We start from the raw sequence: 18,120 nt of genomic DNA on the forward strand, positions 1-18,120 counted from the left end.
TCGCCTGCAGCCTGTAGTCACGCCATGCTCACCAGCAAACTGCCGAATGTCGGCACCACCATCTTCACCCGCATGTCCCAGCTCGCCGCCGAAAGCGGGGCGCTGAATCTCTCCCAGGGCTTCCCGGACTTCCCCGGCCCTGCGCCGCTGCTTGAAGCAGTCGCCCGTCACGTCCTGGCCGGGCACAACCAGTACAGCCCGATGACCGGCTTGCCAGCACTGCGCGAGCAGGTTGCGATCAAGGTCGCGAGCCTCTACGGCCGCAACGTCAGTGCCGACACCGAGGTGACCATCGTCCCCGGTGCGACAGAAGGGATCTTCTGTGCCGTACAGGCGCTGATCCGCACTGGCGACGAAGCCATCGTCCTCGATCCCTGCTACGACAGCTACGAGCCATCGGTCGAGCTGGCCGGTGGCCGTTGTGTGCATGTCGCTTTGAGCCAGCCGGACTTCCGCATCGACTGGCAGCGCCTGGCCGATGCCATCACTCCGCGCACACGCCTGATCTTCCTCAACAGCCCGCACAACCCCAGTGGTGCACTGATCGACCGTGCCGACCTGGATCGTCTGGCCGAACTGATCCGTGACCGCGAAATCTACCTGATCAGTGACGAGGTCTACGAGCATCTGATCTATGACGGCGTGCAGCACGCCAGCGTGCTGGCCCATGACGAGCTGTATGCGCGCGCTTTCGTCATCAGCTCCTTCGGCAAGACCTACCACGTCACCGGCTGGAAGACCGGCTACGTGGTGGCACCACCGGCGTTGTCGGCGGAGATGCGCAAGATTCACCAGTACGTGAACTTCTGCGGCGTGACCCCGCTACAGTGGGCGCTGGCCGACTTCATGGCCGCGCACCCCGAGCACCTGCGCGAGCTGCCAGGCTTCTACCAAGCCAAGCGCGACCTGTTCTGCGACCTGCTGGAAGGCTCGCGCTTCACCTTCCAGCGTGCTGCCGGCACCTACTTCCAGGTGGTCGATTACTCGGCGATTCGCCCGGACCTCGATGACGTCGCCATGTCCGAATGGCTGACCCGTGAGCACGGCGTGGCCGCCATTCCGGTCTCGGTGTTCTACCAGCAGGCCCCGGCGGACGCGCGCCTGGTGCGCTTCTGCTTCGCCAAGAAAGAGGAGACGCTGCGCCAGGCAGCGGAACGACTATGCGCGATCTGACTCAACTGGCCGATCTCAAGCTCGCTCTCGTGCAGACCACCCTGGTCTGGCACGACGCCAAGGCCAACCGGGAACGCTTCGAAGGACTTCTGGAAAGTACCCGTGGCGCGGACGTGGTGATCCTGCCGGAGATGTTCACCACCGGTTTCTCCATGGATTCCGAAGCCCTCGCTGAGGCGGAAGAGGGCGAAACCTACGCCTGGCTGCGCGAGCAGGCGGGCAAGCTCGATGCTGTGGTCTGCGGCAGCGTGATCATCCGCGTGGCGGACGGCAGCCATCGCAACCGCTTGCTCTGGGCACGCCCGGATGGGGAAGTACAGCATTACGACAAGCGTCATCTGTTTCGCATGGCCGGCGAGCACAAGCACTACACGCCGGGCGAGCAGCAGGTGCTGCTGGAGTGGAAGGGCTGGCGAATCCGCCCGCTGGTCTGCTACGACCTGCGCTTCCCGGTGTGGAGCCGCGATGCCCAGGACACTGACCTGCTGCTCTACACCGCCAACTGGCCGGCCGCACGTCGCCAGCACTGGAATCGCCTGCTGCCGGCGCGGGCCATCGAAAACCTCTGCTATGTCGCGGCGGTCAACCGCGTTGGTGAAGACGGAAAGGGTCACGCCTATTCCGGCGACAGCCAGGTGCTCGACTTCCAGGGGGATAACCTGTTGGCCGCCGGCAGTGCCGATGGGGTTTTCCAGATCGCCTTGAGCGGAGCGGATCTGGCGGCTTACCGCGAGCGTTTCCCGGCCAATCTCGACGCCGACCAGTTCGACATTCGGACGTAACGGATCTCCCTGCAGGGCGGACCGTGGCGCGCTCCTACAGGGAACCTCGATGTAGGATGGGGGGGAGCAGAGCGATACCCATGCTGTCGGTATTGCCAATGATGGGTATCGCTTCGCTCCACGCCATCCTACGGTCAGTGTTTGCCTGCGACTTCCTTAGTAGGCACTGGCGGTATTCAACCGCTGGATCGCCTCGTCACTGAGCTTCAGCTCCACCGCCGCGATCAGGTCCGGCAGCTGCTCCAGCTTCGACGCACTGGCAATCGGCGCGGTAATGCTCGGGCGGGCCATCAGCCAGGCGAGGGCGACCTGCGTCGGCGTGACCTTGAGATCGCCCGCCACTTCCTCCAGTGCATCGAGGATGGCGAAGCCGCGCTCGTTCATGAAGTTCTTCACCTTGTAGCCGCGTACGCTGCTCTTGCCCAGGTCCGCCTCGCTGCGGTACTTGCCGGTGAGGAAGCCGGCGGCCAGTGAATAGAAGCTGATGACGCCCAGGCCCAGTTGTTGCACCGTCGGCTCCAGCTGCGTCTCGTAGTTGGCGCGGTCGTACAGGTTGTAGTTGGGCTGCAGGCTCTGGTACTGCGGCAGCTTCAGGCGTGTGCAGAGCTCATGGGCTTCGCGCAGGCGCTTGGCGTCGAAGTTCGAGGCGCCGATCACTCGCACCTTGCCGCGTTCGACCGCCTCGGCAAAGGCGCCCATGGTTTCCTCCAGCGAGGTGTGCGGGTCATCGCAATGCGACTGGTAGAGGTCGATGTAGTCGGTCTGCAGTCGCTTGAGCGAGCGCTCCAGTGCCTGCTCGATGTACACCGCCGACAGCCCCTTGTGGCCGTTGCCCATGTCCATGCCGACCTTGGTGGCGATCTGCACCTGATTGCGCTTGCCGGTCTTCTTCAGCCACTTGCCGATCAGGACTTCCGACTCGCCGCCCTCGTGGCCAGGGACCCAGCGTGAGTAGACGTCGGCAGTGTCGATGCAGTTGAGCCCGGCGTCGACCAAGGCATCCAGCAGGCGAAACGAGGTCGCCTCGTCGGCGGCCCAGCCGAACACGTTGCCGCCGAACACCAGTGCGGGAATCTTCAGGCCCGATTGGCCGAGTTCGCGTGTACGCATCTGCTTTGGCTCCTGAAACACTGCGAAAGCCCTCAGTGTAGACGCCGTCCACTCTCTCGCCGGGGCGAATGACCGGCAGTCGCGGGCCAGCTGGTCTATCATGGCGGCCAGCCCATCTGCCGAGTGCCCGCCATGACCACGACTCCCTACCTGCTGGACCAACTGGAAACCGCCGACATGCTGTTGATCGACGGTCTACACGCCTGGCAGTTCGAGCTGAACGAGGCATTGCTGGACCAGGCCGACGCGGCCGCCCACGCCGACCAGCCCTTCGCCAGCGAAGACGTGGTGCTGCAGATCGAGTCCATCGACGGCCGTGATCGCCGTGAATGGCGCTTCAGCTACAACCAGGTGATGGAGGCCAGCTACCAGACCGAAGACGAGACCTGGCTGCTGCAGGCAGGCGACCAGCAGCACCGACTCTGTTGCCTGGGCGCTGTCGCTGCCAGCGGCGACGACGAGTAAGGAAAAAGGCCCCGCGAGGGGCCTTCTTCCTTTCCGGGCTCAGAACGCCAGCGGATAGCTGGTGATGAAGCGCACCTCGTCGTAGTCGCTGGAATAGCTGCTGCGGACCGTGGAGGTGCGCACGAGGAACGACAGCGTCTTCAGCGGCCCGTTCTGGATGGTGTAGCCGATGTCGGTATCGCGCTCGTATTCGTGGCCATCGCTCATGCCGGGGCGTGCGATATCGGTGCCCTTGGTGTAGCGCGTCATCAGGGTCAGGCCCGGCAGGCCGAGGCTGGCGAAGTCATAGTCGTAGCGCAGCTGGTAGGAACGCTCCTGCGCCCAGAAGAACCCGCCGTTGGTGACCCAGTTGACCAGGTAGGGTTGCGGGGTATTGCCCAGCAGCATGGGGAACATGTCCTCGCCGAGCATGCGTTGATACGTGGCCGAGAGTGTGTGGCTGCCGTGCTTCACGCCGAGTCGAGCGCCATAGGCGCGGTTGTCGATGCGGCCGGACAGCGCCTGCCCGGACTCCTCGTTGTGGAAGTAGCTCAGGGTGCCGAGCAGTGCGGTGTTCTCACCCAACGGCTGCTTGAAGTTGGCGCCGACGTAGTGCTGATCGTAGATGTCCTCGAGCTGGGCGAAGTAGTAGCTGGTGGACAGACCGGGCGTCCACTGCGCATCGACGCCGCCCAGGTTCAGTTTGTTGCTGTCCTGGCTGGCGGGGCGGGTGGCCAGATAGAACGACTCGCGGTCGCTGGAGGCGCGGGTGCTGGTGTTCCAGAGTTGCGCGGCGGTGAACTTGAAACGATCCGATTCCTTCGACTCCAGCATCACGCCCTGGAAAGTCTGCGGCAGCACGCGCACGTCATCCTGGAAAATCACCGGCAGGCGCGGCTCCAGCAGTCCGACCTTCAGGGTGGTCTTCGAATAGCGCAGCTTGAGCGTGGCGCCGCCACGGCTGAAGTCATTCACCGGCTCGCCAGTCGTGCGGTCATAGGGCAGGTTGCTGTCGTTGCTGGTGCCGGCGCCGCCGTCGAGCTTCAGGGCGTAGAAGCCGGTGAAGTCCACGCCGACACCGAGGGTGCCTTCGGTGAAACCGGAACTGAAACGCGCCAGCACAGCCTGGGACCAGCTGCCGGCCTGGGACTGCGGGGCATTGTCCTGGCGGTAATCGCGCAGCATGTAGAAGTTGCGCAGGGTGGTGTCCAGGCGGCTGTCGTCGATCAGGTCGGCCTGGGCACAGAGGGGCATCAGCGCGCTGGAGAGCAGCGCACCGGCAAAGCGATTACGGAACATCGTCATCTCCTGGGCGTCGTCCGCCGGGGCGCGTAGGGCGCCACGCCGGCGAACGGGCGTACGTCTTGTCGAGGCGGGCGCGATCAGTTCGCGACGGCGGCGCTATCCAGCGGTGCAGTTTCAGGCTCGGCTGTTTGCTCCTGGCCCAGGCTGCGGCGGAAGTGCTTGCGCCCTCTGCCCAGCAGCCACAGGCAGAGCAGCCCGGCGAGGGTGACGATGATGCCGATGGAGGAGCCGACGGCCTTCGGGTCCTTGAAGTACTGGTCGGTGAGCAGTGCCACGAGCGTGGTGCCGACGCCCAGGCCGATCAGGTTGGAGACCAGCAGGAACAGTGCCGACACCTGCGCGCGCAGACGATTGGGCGTAAGCACCTGCATGGCGGCTGCCGAAGTGGAGATGCAGAAGGCGCAGAAGAACATCGCCGGCCCCATCAGCACCGCCGACAGTTGCAGGCTGTTGACGCTGACTGCACCGATGACGAAGGGGATGGTACAGGCCGCGCCGAGCATGCCGCTGATCAGCGCGGCGTCGCTGTGCCCACGTTTCTGCAGGCTGTCCACCAGCCAGCCGGCGCAGAACACGCCGGCCGTATTGAGTACCAGCAGGATGCCGCCCAGCAACGTCCCTACCTCCATCGGTGTCAGGCCGTACTGGCGGATGTAAAGGGCCGGGGCCCAACCCATCAAGGCGTACTGGCACATGGCGAAGAACGAGAAGCCGAGAAAGTGGCAGGTGAAGGTCGCGCGGTGGCGGCCGAGGAAGCGCAGGCCATCACTCACCGTTGCCTTGTGCGTCGGGTCGGCAAGCTTGCGCGCCGGGTCGCGGATGGTCAGGGCGATCAGCAGCGCCACCAGCACCCCGGGCAGACCGACGATGAAGAAGGCGATCTGCCAGGAACGCACCTGGCCCAGCCAGCCCAGGTCGATGGCCGGCACGTCGCGCAGGGCCTCGATCACGTAGCCGCCGACCAGGAACGCCAGGCCGCCACCGAGGAAGGCCCCCATCGAGTACAGCCCCAGCGCGCGGCCGAGTTTTTCCTTGGGGAACAGGTCGGCGAGCATCGAGTAGGTCGCCGGGGTCAGTGCGGCTTCGCCGACGCCAACGCTCATGCGCGCCAGGAACATCTGCAGGAAGTTCTTCGACAGCCCGCACGCCGCGGTGGCGATGCTCCAGAAGGCCACGCCGATGGCGATGATCCTGACTCGCGAGGAGCGGTCGGCGAGGTACGCGATGGGCAGCCCCATGAAGGCGTAGAACAGCGAGAAGGCCAGCCCGCTGAGCAGGCTGAACTGGGTATCGCTGATCTGCAGGTCGGCCTTGATCGGCTCGATCATCAGCGAAAGGATCTGCCGATCCACGAAGGAGAAGATGTACGCGACCATGCACAGCACGACGACGTACCAGGAATAACGGGAAGTGCGGACGGATTGCGGGTGGGGAGATTGCGGGTTCACGGTTACTGGCTCCTGAAGCGGGTGAAGGCAGATGGCCAAGCACGTCGAGCTCGTTGTTGTTGTGGGTAACCAGGCGCCTCTGTACGCAAGGCAGGGGCTGCCGATCGTGTCTGATTGCGTGACACGGTTTTTTGATTGCCTGCCGCTTTCACGGCAGTGCACGCAAGACTAGGGAAGGGAGGAAGCAGCGGTAATCGGGGCGAGTACCAGCATTGCGGAGATTTCCCCCTAGGGGGCTAGGGGGAATCTTTAGGCGGGGACGGCGCGAAAGAACAGCGAACCCTTGGCCAGTGCCAGGGCGAAGGTGGTGCCGTAGAAGATGGCGAAGATGACCATCAGGAACAGTAGGCTTACGCCAAAGGCGCGCCAGTTGGATGAAAAGGCGCCGCTTTGGGCTGCATGATCTACCAGTGCTTTTCCGGTCACCTGCTTCGCATACTCATGCATCGTCAGGACTGCAACGATATTGAATGGGGCGACTGGAAAGCTTGCTGGAATCAGTGACAGTAGTACGAGGCCGACAAGCAGGCCTGTTCCCACAAACCAGACCTGGCGCCTTCGTTCAGGCATTCCCAGGCGGCGAAGGTTCTGCGCCATGATCCAGGCTCCAGCAATGGGAGTCCCGAAAAAGGAAGCTATGCCAACTGCGGTGACCCGATAAACGGGGTCGCCAGTCACGGCAGTCGAAGCATTCTGGAGAGTGGCGGCGGGCGTCTGGAAGGGGTTGTCTTGTTGAAGGTCACTCATGTTTTTCGCTCCTTCGAAAACAGCCCCGGACGCTCGAAGCGTCCGGGGCAAAGGGACTTCCTTTTTACCAGCCTGGACCAGGCTTACGCGGCTTTCGCGTGGCCCAGCGTCACGGCGCGGTTCAAAGCGCTAAACAGCGCACGGAAGCTCGCGGTGGTGATGTTTTCATCGATGCCGATACCGTGCAGCGAGCGACCACCCTCGACGCGCAGCTCGATATAGGCGGCTGCGCGGGCATTGGTGCCGGCGCCGATGGCGTGCTCGTTGTAGTCCATGATCTCGACGTCCACCGGCAGCGAGGCAACCAGGGCTTCCAGGGTGCCCTTGCCCTTGCCGTGCCAGCGGTGCTGCTCGCCCTTGTGGGTGACGTCGATGTCGATGGCGCAGATGCCGTTCTCTTCCTGCAGGCGGTAGTTCTTCAGGCCGAACGGGGAAACAGCCTGCAGGTACTCGGTCTGCAGCAGGGTGTAGATCTGCTCGGCGGTCATTTCCAGGCCCAGGCGATCGGTTTCGTTCTGCACTACCTGGCTGAACTCGATCTGCATGCGGCGCGGCAGGCTGATGCCGTATTCCTGTTCGAGCAGGAAGGTGATGCCGCCCTTGCCGGACTGGCTGTTCACACGGATCACGGCTTCGTAGCTGCGGCCGATGTCCGCCGGGTCGATCGGCAGGTACGGCACTTCCCACACGGCGTCTTCCTGCTGCTGGGCGAAGCCCTTGCGGATGGCATCCTGGTGGGAGCCGGAGAAGGCGGTGTGGACCAGGTCGCCAACATACGGGTGACGCGGGTGCACCGGAATCTGGTTGCACTCTTCCACCACCTTGCGCACGGCATCGATGTCGGAGAAGTCCAGCTCGGGATCGATGCCCTGGGTGTACATGTTCAGCGCCATGGTCACCAGGCAGAGGTTGCCGGTGCGCTCGCCGTTACCGAACAGGCAGCCTTCGACGCGGTCGGCGCCGGCCATCAGGGCCAGTTCCGACGCGGCCACGCCGGTGCCTCGGTCATTGTGGGTGTGCAGGCTGAGCAGCACGCTGTCGCGCTTGTTGATCTGGCGGCCGAACCACTCGATCTGGTCGGCGTAGTTGTTCGGGGTGGCGCACTCGACGGTGGCGGGCAGGTTGAGGATCAAGCGGTTGGCCGGGGTCGGCTGGAACACCTCGATCACCGCGTTGCACACCTCGACGGCGAAATCGGTCTCGGTGGAGCTGAACACTTCCGGCGAGTACTCGAAGCCCCACTGGGTTTCCGGTGCGGCGTCGGCCAGGCGCTTGATGGTCTGGCCGGCGGCCACGGCGATGGCTTTCACACCGGCCTTGTCCTGGTTGAAGACGATCTTGCGGAAGCTCGGTGCGCAGGCGTTGTAGTAGTGGACGATGGCTTTCTTCGCGCCCTTGAGGGACTCGAAGGTGCGCTCGATGAGGTCGTCGCGGGCCTGGGTCAGCACCTGAATGGTGACGTCATCGGGAATGTGGTCGTTCTCGATCAGCTCACGCACGAAGTCGAAGTCGGTCTGCGAGGCGGACGGGAATCCCACTTCGATTTCTTTCAGGCCTACCTGAACCAGGCACTTGAAGAAGCGCATCTTCTTCTCGGCGTCCATCGGCTCGATCAGGGACTGGTTGCCGTCGCGCAGGTCGGTGGACAGCCAGATCGGCGCCTTGTCGATGATCTTGTCCGGCCAGGTGCGGTCGGGCAGGGTGATCTGGGTGAAGGCGCGGTATTTCTTCGACGGGTCTTTCAACATGCTCATGAGCGGAATCCTTGTTCTCTGCGGCCTGCGAGGCCTGCGCAAAAAAAACTGAATGAGGCGAAACGGGGGAGGGGGGCTCAGCCACGCAGTCGCGGGCTGACCAGGCGCAGGCAGGCGTGTTGGCGAAGCAGGATGAGGGTGTGTGCGGTTTTCATGAGTGCCAAGCTAAAGGCCTGGAAGACCAATGGCAAGCATTTGGGGAAATTTGGTAGGAAAAGTCTTCGATAGCGATTGAGAGATGAATAATTGTCGAAAACTTACTATTTAAGCAATTAATCCTGAAGCTTAGCGCTGTGCTTAACTGATTCTGCGTCTTCGTGCCGCAGCGGAGCTTTGTAACTCCGTGCGATCATTGCGCACCCCGCCTCAGGCAGGGACCTTCCATCCGCAAGGACATTTCGTGACCCGTCGTACTCGACAAGGCGTAGGCACCTGGCTGGCGTTGTTCGCCATGCTGATGATCTATGTCGGCCCGCTGGTTTCCCAGTCGATGCCGATGGATCACGCCATGCCCATGGATCACGTCATGCCGATGGAGCATGGCAAGTCCAAGGACCATGGCGCGGCGGTCGCTGCCATGGACGAGATGGCCTGTTCGGATGGTCACCGTGCCGCTGCGCAACATCCGGCACCGACATCTCACGGCGAGCAGCCGCTCACCGCCGACGCCTTCATGGAGAAGTGCGGCTACTGCAGCCTGCTGATCCACAGTCCGCCACTGACGCCGCCACCGGTAGTGCTCGACCACGGTGTCCCCGCCGTCGGCGCACCGGTTGCACTGTTCACCGCTTCCCGTATCCCTGCCTCGCCGGTCTTCCCCGGCGCTCGCTCCCGCGCTCCTCCGTTCCTGATCGGCTGACCCGCAATCCCGACTCCCCGACCCCGGCGCGGATGCCTGCATTCGCTTGCGCGCCGTGCGAGTACGCGTGGAGCGGGCGTCATCACCGATCATGGAATTCATGGAATGACCCGCATGCCCCTGCGCCGTCGGCAAACTGCCGTCGGCCTGCGCGCCCTGTGCGCGCTGACCGCCCTTGGCGGTTTCACTGCCGTCCCCGTGCTGGCCGAGGAAGAAGATCACTCGGCGCACGCCACCAATGCGTCGGTTACCGAACTGTCGCCCAGTGTCATCACCGCCGTGGCGCAGAGTTCGCCGCTGACCGTGGTCACCGACCCCAAGCAGCCGCGGCAGCCGATTCCCGCCAGCGACGGCGCCGACTACCTCAAGACCATTCCCGGCTTCTCCGCCATCCGTAACGGCGGCACCAACGGCGATCCTGTACTGCGCGGCATGTTCGGCTCGCGCCTGAACATCCTCACCAACGGCACCACGATGCTCGGCGCCTGCCCGGCACGGATGGATGCCCCGACCTCCTATATCTCGCCGGAAACCTTCGACAAGCTCACCGTGGTCAAGGGCCCGGAGACCGTGATCTGGGGCCCCGGTGCCTCGGCGGGGACCATCCGCTTCGACCGCGAGCCGGAGCGCTTCGGCGAGCTGGGCATGCGCGTCAACGGCAGCCTCGTCGCCGGCTCCAACGGTCGCTTCGACCGAGTGCTGGATGCCGCCGCTGGCGGGCCGCTGGGCTATGTGCGGGTCACCGGCAACAAGTCGCAGTCCGATGACTACGAAGACGGCAGCGGCAACACCGTGCCCTCGCGCTGGAACAAGTGGAACGGCGACGTGGCGGTGGGCTGGACGCCGGACGCCGACACCCTGGTCGAGCTCACCGCCGGCAAGGGTGATGGTGAGGCGCGCTATGCCGGGCGCGGCATGGATGGCTCGCAGTTCAAGCGCGAAAGCCTCGGCCTGCGCTTTGAGAAGTCCAACATCGGCGAGGTGCTCGACAAGCTGGAGGCGCAGGTCTACTACAACTACGCCGACCACGTGATGGACAACTACAGCCTGCGCACGCCCTCGGGCACCGGCATGATGGCCGGCCCCATGGCCTCCAACGTCGACCGTCGCACCCTCGGCGGGCGCCTGGCCGCCACCTGGCGCTGGGACGACTTCAAGCTGATCACCGGGGTCGATGCGCAGACCAACGAACACCGCGAACGCAGCGGCATGGGGATCAATACCTATGACGAGCAGCCGTGGGACAAGGATGCCGTGTTCCACAACTACGGCGCCTTCGGCGAGCTGACCTGGTACGCCGCCGACCGTGATCGCGTGATCACCGGTGCGCGCCTGGACCGTGCCTCGGTCAAGGATTACCGGCAGACAACCGGCTCGGGGATGATGGCGATGCCCAACCCCACTGCCGACGACACCCGTGCCGATACCCTGCCCAGCGGCTTTGCGCGCTATGAGCACGACCTGGCCGACACGCCGACCACCCTCTACGTTGGCCTCGGCCACGTGCAGCGCTTCCCCGACTACTGGGAGCTGTTCTCCCCGGATAAGGGTCCGACCGGCTCGGTCAACGCCTTCGACAGCATCAAGCCGGAGAAGACCACCCAGCTGGACTTTGGCGCGCAGTACGAGGACGAGAAGCTCAAGGCCTGGGCGTCGGGCTACGTCGGCGTGATCCGTGACTACATCCTCTTCGACTACCTGCCCGGCGGCATGATGGGCCGCACCTCCCAGGCGCGGAACGTCGATGCCCGCATCATGGGCGGCGAACTGGGTGCGGCCTACGCGCTGACCAGCAACTGGACCGCCGATGGCACCCTGGCCTACGCCTGGGGCAAGAACACCACCGACGACACTGCGCTGCCGCAGATGCCGCCGCTGGAGGCGCGTTTCGGCCTGACCTACGAGGAAGGCGACTGGAGCGCCGGCGGACTCTGGCGCGTGGTTGCGCACCAGGGCCGGATCGCCGAGAACCAGGGCAACGTGGTCGGCTACGACTTCGACGAAAGCCCCGGCTTCGCGGTGTTCTCGCTCAACGGTGCTTACAAGCTGAGCAAGCACCTCAAGGTCAGCACCGGCGTCGACAACCTGTTCGACAAGGACTACGCCGAGCACCTGAACCTGGCGGGCAACGCCGGCTTCGGCTACCCGGCGAACGACCCCGAATCGATCCACGAACCGGGACGTACGTTCTGGACCAAAGTGGACTTCAGCTTCTAAGCCCGACCGGCCCCCGCCCGTCGGGGGCCTCCTTGCGTGAGGAGATCAACGAATGCAGCAGAAGACATTCGATTTCTACAACCTGGCCTGGCGCTGGCATTTCTATGCCGGTCTGTTCGTCGCGCCGTTCATGATCTTGCTGTCGCTCACCGGGATCATCTACCTGTTCAAGCCGCAGCTCGACCCGCTGATGTACAGCGACCTGCTGACGGTGAAACCGGGCGAGGTGCGGCTGTCCGCCGATGAGCAACTGATGCACCTGCATCACCAGAACCCGCAATTGCAGGTCAGCCAGTACCTGCCGGCACCGGCCGCCGACCGCAGCGCGCAGTTCGTCGCCCAGCTCGATGGGCGAGAGGTCAATGCCTTCGTCGACCCCTACAGCGGCAAGCTGCTCGGTGTCCAGGACGCCAAGTCCAACCTGCAGGCCATGGCCCGCGCGCTGCACGGCGAGCTGATGATCGGCACCGTCGGTGATCGGCTGATCGAGCTGGCGGCGGGCTGGGGCATCGTGCTGGTGGTCTCCGGCCTGTACCTCTGGTGGCCGCGCAAGCGCTCGCTGCGCGTGCTGCTCTGGCCTGAGCTGTCGCGTCGTGGCCGTGCGCTGTGGCGTGAGGTGCACGTGGTGGTCGGCTTCTGGGGCTCGCTGCTGATGCTGTTCATGCTGCTCACCGGCATGACCTGGACCGGCTTCTGGGGCAAGTCCTTCGCCGACGTGTGGAACCGCTTCCCGGCGCCCATGTGGAACGAAGTGCCCAAGTCCGACCTGGAGGCGCGCACGCTCAACGAGGCGCACCGCCAGACCATTCCCTGGGCCATGGAAAACACGCCGATGCCGATGTCCGGCGGTGCCCACGCCGAGCACATGGCCCATGGCTCCGGCGGCATGGCGATGCCGCAGATCAGCCTGCAGCAGGTGGTCGACACGGCCGACCAGGCCGGCGTGGTGCCGGGCTACGCCATTGCGCTGCCCAAGGGCGAGCAGGGCGTGTTCACCGTCTCGGTGTTCGCCGACGACTCGCGTAACGACGCCACCCTGCACATCGACCAGTACACCGGCAAGGTGCTCGCCGACGTGCGCTGGAAGGACTATGGGCTGGTGGCCAAGGGCGTCGAGTCCGGGGTGATGCTGCACGAAGGCAAGATGTTCGGCCTGTTCAACCAGATGCTCATGCTCGCGGTCTGCCTGATGATCCTGCTCAGCGCGGTCAGCGGCCTGTGGATCTGGTGGAAGCGCCGCCCGCAGGGCCGCCTCGGCGTGCCGCCGATGCCCCACGCACTGCCGGTATGGAAGGGCGGGGTGGCGATCATGATCCTCCTCGGCGTCGCCTTCCCGCTGGTGGGTGTCTCACTGTTGCTGGTGTGGGCGCTGGACTGGGCGGTGCTATCGCGGATCAAACCGCGCAGCCCGGCGCTGGGCTGATGCGTCCCTGTTTCAACCTGACGCCTGCCGCGAGGCAGGCTATGCTGCGGCGCGATCGTTGCGCCCGCGGCCCGATGAATGACCGCCGCTGTGGCGGACCTGATCACAAGCCAACTGGAGTCTCGAACATGCGTAAAACCCTGCTCGCTTTCGCTGTGCTGCTGGGCTTCTCCGGCGCCGCCGTGGCCCACGAATACGAGGCCGGCAACCTGCATATCGACCATCCCTGGTCGCTGCTGCTGCCGGCCAACTCGGTGAACGGCGCCGCCTACTTCATCGTGCAGAACCACGGCAAGGAGGCGGATCGCCTGCTTGGCGCCGACACCGACCGCGCCGCCAGCGCCGAGGTCCACCAACACGTGGAGAAGGACGGCATGATGAAAATGCAGAAGGTCGAGGGCGTGGATATCCCTGCCGGCGGCAAGATCGTCTTCGCGCCCGGCCAGTACCACCTGATGCTGTTCGGCCTGAAGAAACCACTGGCCGATGGCGAGCGCTTCCCGCTGACCCTGCACTTCCAGAAGGCCGGCGATGTGAAGGTCGAGGTCGCGGTGCAGAAGGAAGCGCCGAAAGGCACAGACATGGGCCACGACATGCACGGTATGAAGATGAACTGATGAGTGACCGGCTCCTGCGCCCACTGGTCTGGGCGCAAGACGGCGAGTGGCTGCTGGGTTTTGACGGCAGCTACTCGAGCGACTCGATCCTGCGTATCGAGAGCGCCGCTGATGGTTTCATCCTGCGCGAGGAGCGTCTGGCCGAGACGCAGACCAAGCGCTATCCCTTTGCCGACCTGAAGGATGATGTCACGGCGGCCGACTGGACCGCCGTGGTCGTCGATGAGGAAGGCGAGCGCCTGGGCTTCGCCATCGCCCGCTATGAAATCTGGAACCGCCGCGCGGTGCTGGACGACCTGTTCGTCCTCGCCGACGCGCGCGGCCAGGGCGTTGGCCGGCAATTGCTGGAAGGCTGTCTGGACTGGGCGCGCGGCACCGAGGCGCGCCACCTGTGGCTGGAAACCCAGAACCTCAATCTGCCGGCAGTGGGCTTCTACCGCTCCCGTGGCTTTACTCTCAGCGGGCTGTCCACCGACCTCTATGACCCGGCGCAGGTGTTGCCCGGGGAGATGGCGCTGTTTTTCAGCTACCCGCTGGCCTGAGGGCCAGGCGCGCCTGTCGCGCCAAGAGGATCAGCGCGAAGCCGATGCAGTAGGCCAGCACGTCCAGCCAGTCCGGCGTGGCACCCAGCACGATGCGCAGTGCGCGATTGCCGATCTGCCAGTGGAAGGTCGCCGCGAGGTACTGGCCGAACTCGATGATCAAGCCGCAGGCCAGTGCCGCACCTGCCAGCCATGACGCCGGCGCATCCAGCGCGGCGCGCAGCAGGCAATACAGCCAGATCACCGCCAGCACGTCGCCGCCGAAACCGCGCATCCAGCCGAGGTTCGCTCCGGCCGTGGCCAGCCAGACGAGCACGACGAACCAGATCAGCGCGAAGATCGCGCTGCGCCCCTCGAAACGAAGCCGCATCAGGGCTTGAACGCGCCGATGAAGATCGCCGGGTCGACGCGGGCGTCGTTCAGGCTGACGTTCCAATGCATGTGCGGCCCGGTGGCGCGACCGGTAGCGCCGACACGGCCGACCACACCGCCACGCGGGACCTGGTCACCGAGCTTCACGTCGATCTTCGACATGTGGCAGAACATGCTGATGAAGCCCTGGCCGTGGTCGACGAACACGGTGTTGCCGTTGAAGAAGTAGTTGCCGATCAGGATGACCTTGCCGGCGGCCGGTGACTTGATCGGGGTTCCGGCGGGTACGGCGAAGTCCAGTCCGGAGTGCGGGTTGCGTTCCTCGCCGTTGAAGAAGCGGCGCAGGCCGAAGGGGCTGGAAAGCGGGCCGTTGACCGGCTTGTCCAGCACCAGGTTGCTCGGTGTACCGGGGCTGAAGCTGCGGTAGGCGGCGGTCTGCTCGGCCAGTTCGCGGTTGATGCGCTTGAGGTCTTCGGGCAGCGGGTTCACCTGACGGGTGTTCTTCAGGGTGATGCGCTGCTCCTTGTAGTGCTTGCTGCCCACGGTGAACCCGAGGTTGCGGCTGGCGCCGGCCTGTTTCACCGCGATCTGCTGGCTGCCGGCCTTGGTGGTCAGCGGGATGCCGACGATGGCGATCCAGTCGCGGCCTTCCTCGCGCACCACCAGCACCGGTTTTCCCTGGTAGGTGGCGGTCGGTACGGCGGTGTCCTCGCCCAGTTGCACCACGGCGACGCCGCCGGGCACCGGTTTGTTCAGGGTGCGGCTGATGAAGCCTTCGGCGTGGGCAGACAGGGTGACTAGGGAGGCAATGAGCAGGCAGGAGAGTCGGAACATTTCGCTATCCGTGGACGTGTCGGCGGATGAAGCGGGCAGTCTACACGGGCCGCTCTGAGGGGCGGGGCGATTTCGTCGAAAGCGGAACCGCGTTGCGGCAGCGAATCATCCGGGGCACAACCGTAGGATGGGTGGAGCGCAGCGATACCCATCAACGGTGCGACAGGTTTCGATGGGTATCGCTGCGCTCCACGCCATCCTGCAAACGCGGGCTTTATGAATGCAGGCCTTCGAGCTGCTGGCGCCACAGTTGTTCCAGCGCCAGTACCTGCGCGGGACCATAGAGGGCGTGGGGCTTGCCCAGGTGCGCGGCCCACAGCTGGTCGCCATAGTCGTAGTGCCACCACTCGCTGGAGAGGTTGCTGAAGCCTGCCGCACTCATGGAGTTGAACAGGATGCGGCGGTTATCGCGGATACGCCGCTGGGCTTCGTCCGGCTCGGCGATGGCTTCGTAATGGCGGGTATAGGAGCGCGGTGTGGCCTCGTCGAACAGGCTGCCCATGTCCAGCCAGCGCCCCTCGCTGTCGCACAGGGTCAGGTCGATGGCGCCGCCGGTGAGGTGCGGGCTGGGCGATTCGGCGCGGGTGCTGGGTGGCGCGACGAATTCGCGGGTGCGTCGGGTCAATTCGGCAGGATCGGCTTCCGGCTCGTGCTGGCGAAGGATGTCGTAGAGCGTATCGTACAGGTGCTGTTGCACCGCGAAGGGCCGCCAGGCATCGAGGATCACCAGGCGCAGGCCGTCGGGCAGCAGGCTGGCGGCATGCAGCAGGCGCTCGAAGACTTCCGTGCGGGCGTAGCATTCCGGCTGGGCGTTGGGCACCCCAAGGCGGTGATACGCCGGCCAGACCGCGAAGCCGGTGGCGATGCCCAGGGCCTGGAGTGGTTGGTCGCATTCGATGATCGGCACGCGAAAGGCTTCGGCCCAGTCCGGATCGGGTTGCGGCAGGATCGGCGCGAGCAGGTCGGTCATCGGTTCTCAGTCCAGCAGGGAAAGGGTGACGGGCGCCTGGTGGTTGTCTTCCACGCGCACTTCCAGCTCGCCGTCGCCCAGCTTGGCCTTGAGGCGCTGGCCGTTCTTCGTCTGCGTGGCGCTGCGGATGGCCTGGCCCTTGTCGTCCAGGAGAATGCTGTAGCCGCGCCCCAACGTCGCCAGCGGACTGACGATATGTAGCGTCTGCATCAAGCTGTCGAGGCGCTGACGCTGTTCGCGCAGGATCGCGTTGGTGGCGCGGGGCAGGCGGGCGCTGAGGTTGTCCAGGCGCTGGCGCAGCAGAGCCAGGTTGCGGCCAGGGTGTTGCGCGGCGAGGCGGGTATCCAGCCGTGCGACGCGCTCGTGGCGAATCTGCAGCTGGCGCTCGAAGGCGCGGCGCAGGCGCATGTCCAGGTCATCCAGGCGCTGGGATTGCTGGCGCAGGCGCTCGCCGGGGTGGCGCAGGCGCCGGGCGGTGCCTTCCAGGCGCAGACGTTCGCGGGTCAGGCGGTCCTGGATACGCAGGATCAGCCGGCGGCGCAGGCTGTCCAGGCGTTGTTGCAGGTCCCCGCTGTGCGGGGCCAGCAGTTCGGCGGCGGCCGAGGGCGTGGGCGCGCGCACGTCGGCGACGAAATCGCTGATGGACACGTCGGTCTCATGGCCCACCGCGCTGACGATGGGTGTCACGCAGGCGGCGATGGCTCGGGCCACCGGTTCCTCGTTGAAGCACCAGAGGTCTTCCAGCGAGCCGCCGCCACGGGCCAGGATCAGCGCGTCGAAGCCCTGGGCGTCGGCCAACTTCAGCGCGCGGACGATCTGCCCGATGGCCTCGCGACCCTGCACGGCGGTAGGGATCAGGGTCAGCTCGACCTGGGGCGCGCGGCGGCGGAACACGCTGATGATGTCGCGGATCACCGCGCCGGTGGGCGAACTGACGATGCCGATGCGCCTTGGGTGGGCGGGCAGTTCCTGCTTGCCCTCGGCGGCGAACAGACCTTCGGCGGCGAGCTTTTCCTTCAGCGCCTCGAAAGCCAGGCGCAGTGCGCCGTCACCGGCCGGTTCGACGGTGTCGGCGATCAGCTGGTAGTCGCCGCGCCCCTCGAACAGCGAAACCTTGCCGCGCACGCGCACGGCGAGGCCGTCGCGCAGGGCCTGGCGCACGCGCAGGGCGTTCTGGCGGAACAGCGCGCAGCGCACCTGGGCGTTGCTGTCCTTGAGGGTGAAATACATATGCCCGGACGCGGGCCGCGCGAGGTTGGAGATCTCGCCCTCGACCCAGACCTGCGGGAACACGTCCTCCAGCAGGTGGCGGGCGCGCTGGTTGAGCTGGCTGACGGTCAGAACCTCGCGGTCGAGGCCCAGCCGTTGGAAGGGATCTTTCTGCATGGCGAAGGATGATAAGCGGGCCTGCGGACCGGGGCCAGCGCACGAGGCCCATAAAGGCTTCAATCAGATCGTCCGGTTGCGTTGAGCCCGACCCCCTGACTGAGATATAATGCCGCGCTTCCATTTTTCCCGATCGG

The 18,120-nt window shown here is 65.1% G+C and carries 17 protein-coding genes; 8 read left to right on the forward strand and 9 right to left on the reverse strand.

Features of this window, described 5'->3' with window-relative positions; translation table 11 throughout:
• Nucleotides 1-24 precede the first annotated feature (24 nt).
• Together FAS41_RS19070 and FAS41_RS19075 are read left to right on the forward strand one after the other, a co-directional pair.
• Entirely contained in the window at nt 25-1,173 is a 1,149-nt protein-coding gene (locus FAS41_RS19070) for a pyridoxal phosphate-dependent aminotransferase (RefSeq protein WP_138524995.1), read from the forward strand.
• Nucleotides 1,161-1,955, forward strand: coding sequence for an amidohydrolase (locus FAS41_RS19075; protein WP_138524997.1), 795 nt, complete (start codon nt 1,161-1,163; stop codon nt 1,953-1,955). Before FAS41_RS19070 ends, FAS41_RS19075 begins: the two co-directional genes overlap by 13 nt.
• Before the next feature lie 156 nt (nt 1,956-2,111).
• Here FAS41_RS19075 and FAS41_RS19080 read toward each other — a convergent pair whose 3' ends face one another.
• Complete coding sequence (locus FAS41_RS19080) at nt 2,112-3,065, reverse strand: aldo/keto reductase (RefSeq protein WP_138524999.1); 954 nt, start codon at nt 3,063-3,065, stop codon at nt 2,112-2,114.
• 132 nt (nt 3,066-3,197) lie between these two features.
• On the opposite strand from FAS41_RS19080, the gene FAS41_RS19085 reads away from it, so the two are divergent.
• On the forward strand, nt 3,198-3,530 hold the full coding sequence (locus tag FAS41_RS19085) for a DUF5629 family protein (RefSeq protein ID WP_138525001.1): 333 nt from the start codon (nt 3,198-3,200) through the stop codon (nt 3,528-3,530).
• Between the two features lie 39 nt (nt 3,531-3,569).
• On the opposite strand, the gene FAS41_RS19090 is transcribed toward FAS41_RS19085, so the two are convergent.
• The 4 genes from FAS41_RS19090 to leuA form a co-directional block, all read right to left on the reverse strand.
• The gene (locus tag FAS41_RS19090) at nt 3,570-4,808 is read right to left on the reverse strand and encodes an OprD family porin (protein WP_138525003.1); all 1,239 of its coding nucleotides are present in this window, start codon (nt 4,806-4,808) and stop codon (nt 3,570-3,572) included.
• Nucleotides 4,809-4,891: 83 nt separating this feature from the next.
• Nucleotides 4,892-6,262: a spinster family MFS transporter gene (locus tag FAS41_RS19095; RefSeq protein ID WP_138525005.1), complete on the reverse strand. Its 1,371-nt coding sequence runs from the start codon at nt 6,260-6,262 to the stop codon at nt 4,892-4,894.
• A 249-nt stretch (nt 6,263-6,511) separates the two neighbouring features.
• Nucleotides 6,512-7,009, reverse strand: coding sequence for a hypothetical protein (locus FAS41_RS19100; RefSeq protein WP_138525007.1), 498 nt, complete (start codon nt 7,007-7,009; stop codon nt 6,512-6,514).
• Nucleotides 7,010-7,092: 83 nt separating this feature from the next.
• Entirely contained in the window at nt 7,093-8,763 is a 1,671-nt protein-coding gene (gene leuA, locus FAS41_RS19105) for a 2-isopropylmalate synthase (RefSeq protein ID WP_138525009.1), read from the reverse strand.
• Nucleotides 8,764-9,163: 400 nt separating this feature from the next.
• On the opposite strand from leuA, the gene FAS41_RS19110 reads away from it, so the two are divergent.
• The 5 genes from FAS41_RS19110 (at nt 9,164) to FAS41_RS19130 (ending at nt 14,421) form a co-directional block, all read left to right on the forward strand.
• Entirely contained in the window at nt 9,164-9,622 is a 459-nt protein-coding gene (locus tag FAS41_RS19110) for a DUF2946 domain-containing protein (RefSeq protein WP_138525011.1), read from the forward strand.
• Nucleotides 9,623-9,727: 105 nt separating this feature from the next.
• A complete protein-coding gene (locus FAS41_RS19115; RefSeq protein WP_138525013.1) occupies nt 9,728-11,839 on the forward strand; it encodes a TonB-dependent copper receptor in 2,112 nt (703 codons plus the stop codon).
• A gap of 52 nt (nt 11,840-11,891) precedes the next feature.
• Entirely contained in the window at nt 11,892-13,262 is a 1,371-nt protein-coding gene (locus FAS41_RS19120; protein WP_138525015.1) for a PepSY-associated TM helix domain-containing protein, read from the forward strand.
• A gap of 128 nt (nt 13,263-13,390) precedes the next feature.
• On the forward strand, nt 13,391-13,879 hold the full coding sequence (locus tag FAS41_RS19125) for a copper chaperone PCu(A)C (protein ID WP_138525016.1): 489 nt from the start codon (nt 13,391-13,393) through the stop codon (nt 13,877-13,879).
• Nucleotides 13,879-14,421 carry a GNAT family N-acetyltransferase gene (locus tag FAS41_RS19130; RefSeq protein ID WP_138525017.1) on the forward strand — a complete coding sequence of 181 codons (543 nt, stop codon included), beginning with the start codon at nt 13,879-13,881 and terminating at the stop codon, nt 14,419-14,421. Before FAS41_RS19125 ends, FAS41_RS19130 begins: the two co-directional genes overlap by 1 nt.
• Here FAS41_RS19130 and FAS41_RS19135 read toward each other — a convergent pair.
• From FAS41_RS19135 to xseA, 4 genes are all read right to left on the reverse strand, one after another.
• Nucleotides 14,402-14,791, reverse strand: coding sequence for a ribosomal maturation YjgA family protein (locus FAS41_RS19135; protein ID WP_138525018.1), 390 nt, complete (start codon nt 14,789-14,791; stop codon nt 14,402-14,404). The genes FAS41_RS19130 and FAS41_RS19135 overlap by 20 nt on opposite strands.
• Nucleotides 14,791-15,627 carry a M23 family metallopeptidase gene (locus FAS41_RS19140; protein ID WP_138525019.1) on the reverse strand — a complete coding sequence of 279 codons (837 nt, stop codon included), beginning with the start codon at nt 15,625-15,627 and terminating at the stop codon, nt 14,791-14,793. The genes FAS41_RS19135 and FAS41_RS19140 overlap by 1 nt, the downstream gene beginning before the upstream one ends.
• A 214-nt stretch (nt 15,628-15,841) precedes the next feature.
• The gene (locus tag FAS41_RS19145) at nt 15,842-16,597 is read right to left on the reverse strand and encodes a M15 family metallopeptidase (RefSeq protein ID WP_138525020.1); all 756 of its coding nucleotides are present in this window, start codon (nt 16,595-16,597) and stop codon (nt 15,842-15,844) included.
• A 6-nt stretch (nt 16,598-16,603) separates the two neighbouring features.
• A complete protein-coding gene (gene xseA / locus FAS41_RS19150; RefSeq protein ID WP_138525021.1) occupies nt 16,604-17,983 on the reverse strand; it encodes an exodeoxyribonuclease VII large subunit in 1,380 nt (459 codons plus the stop codon).
• Between the last annotated feature and the right edge of the window lie 137 nt (nt 17,984-18,120).

Source organism: Pseudomonas nicosulfuronedens, assembly GCF_005877905.1.
Taxonomy (GTDB): Bacteria; Pseudomonadota; Gammaproteobacteria; order Pseudomonadales; family Pseudomonadaceae; genus Pseudomonas; species Pseudomonas nicosulfuronedens.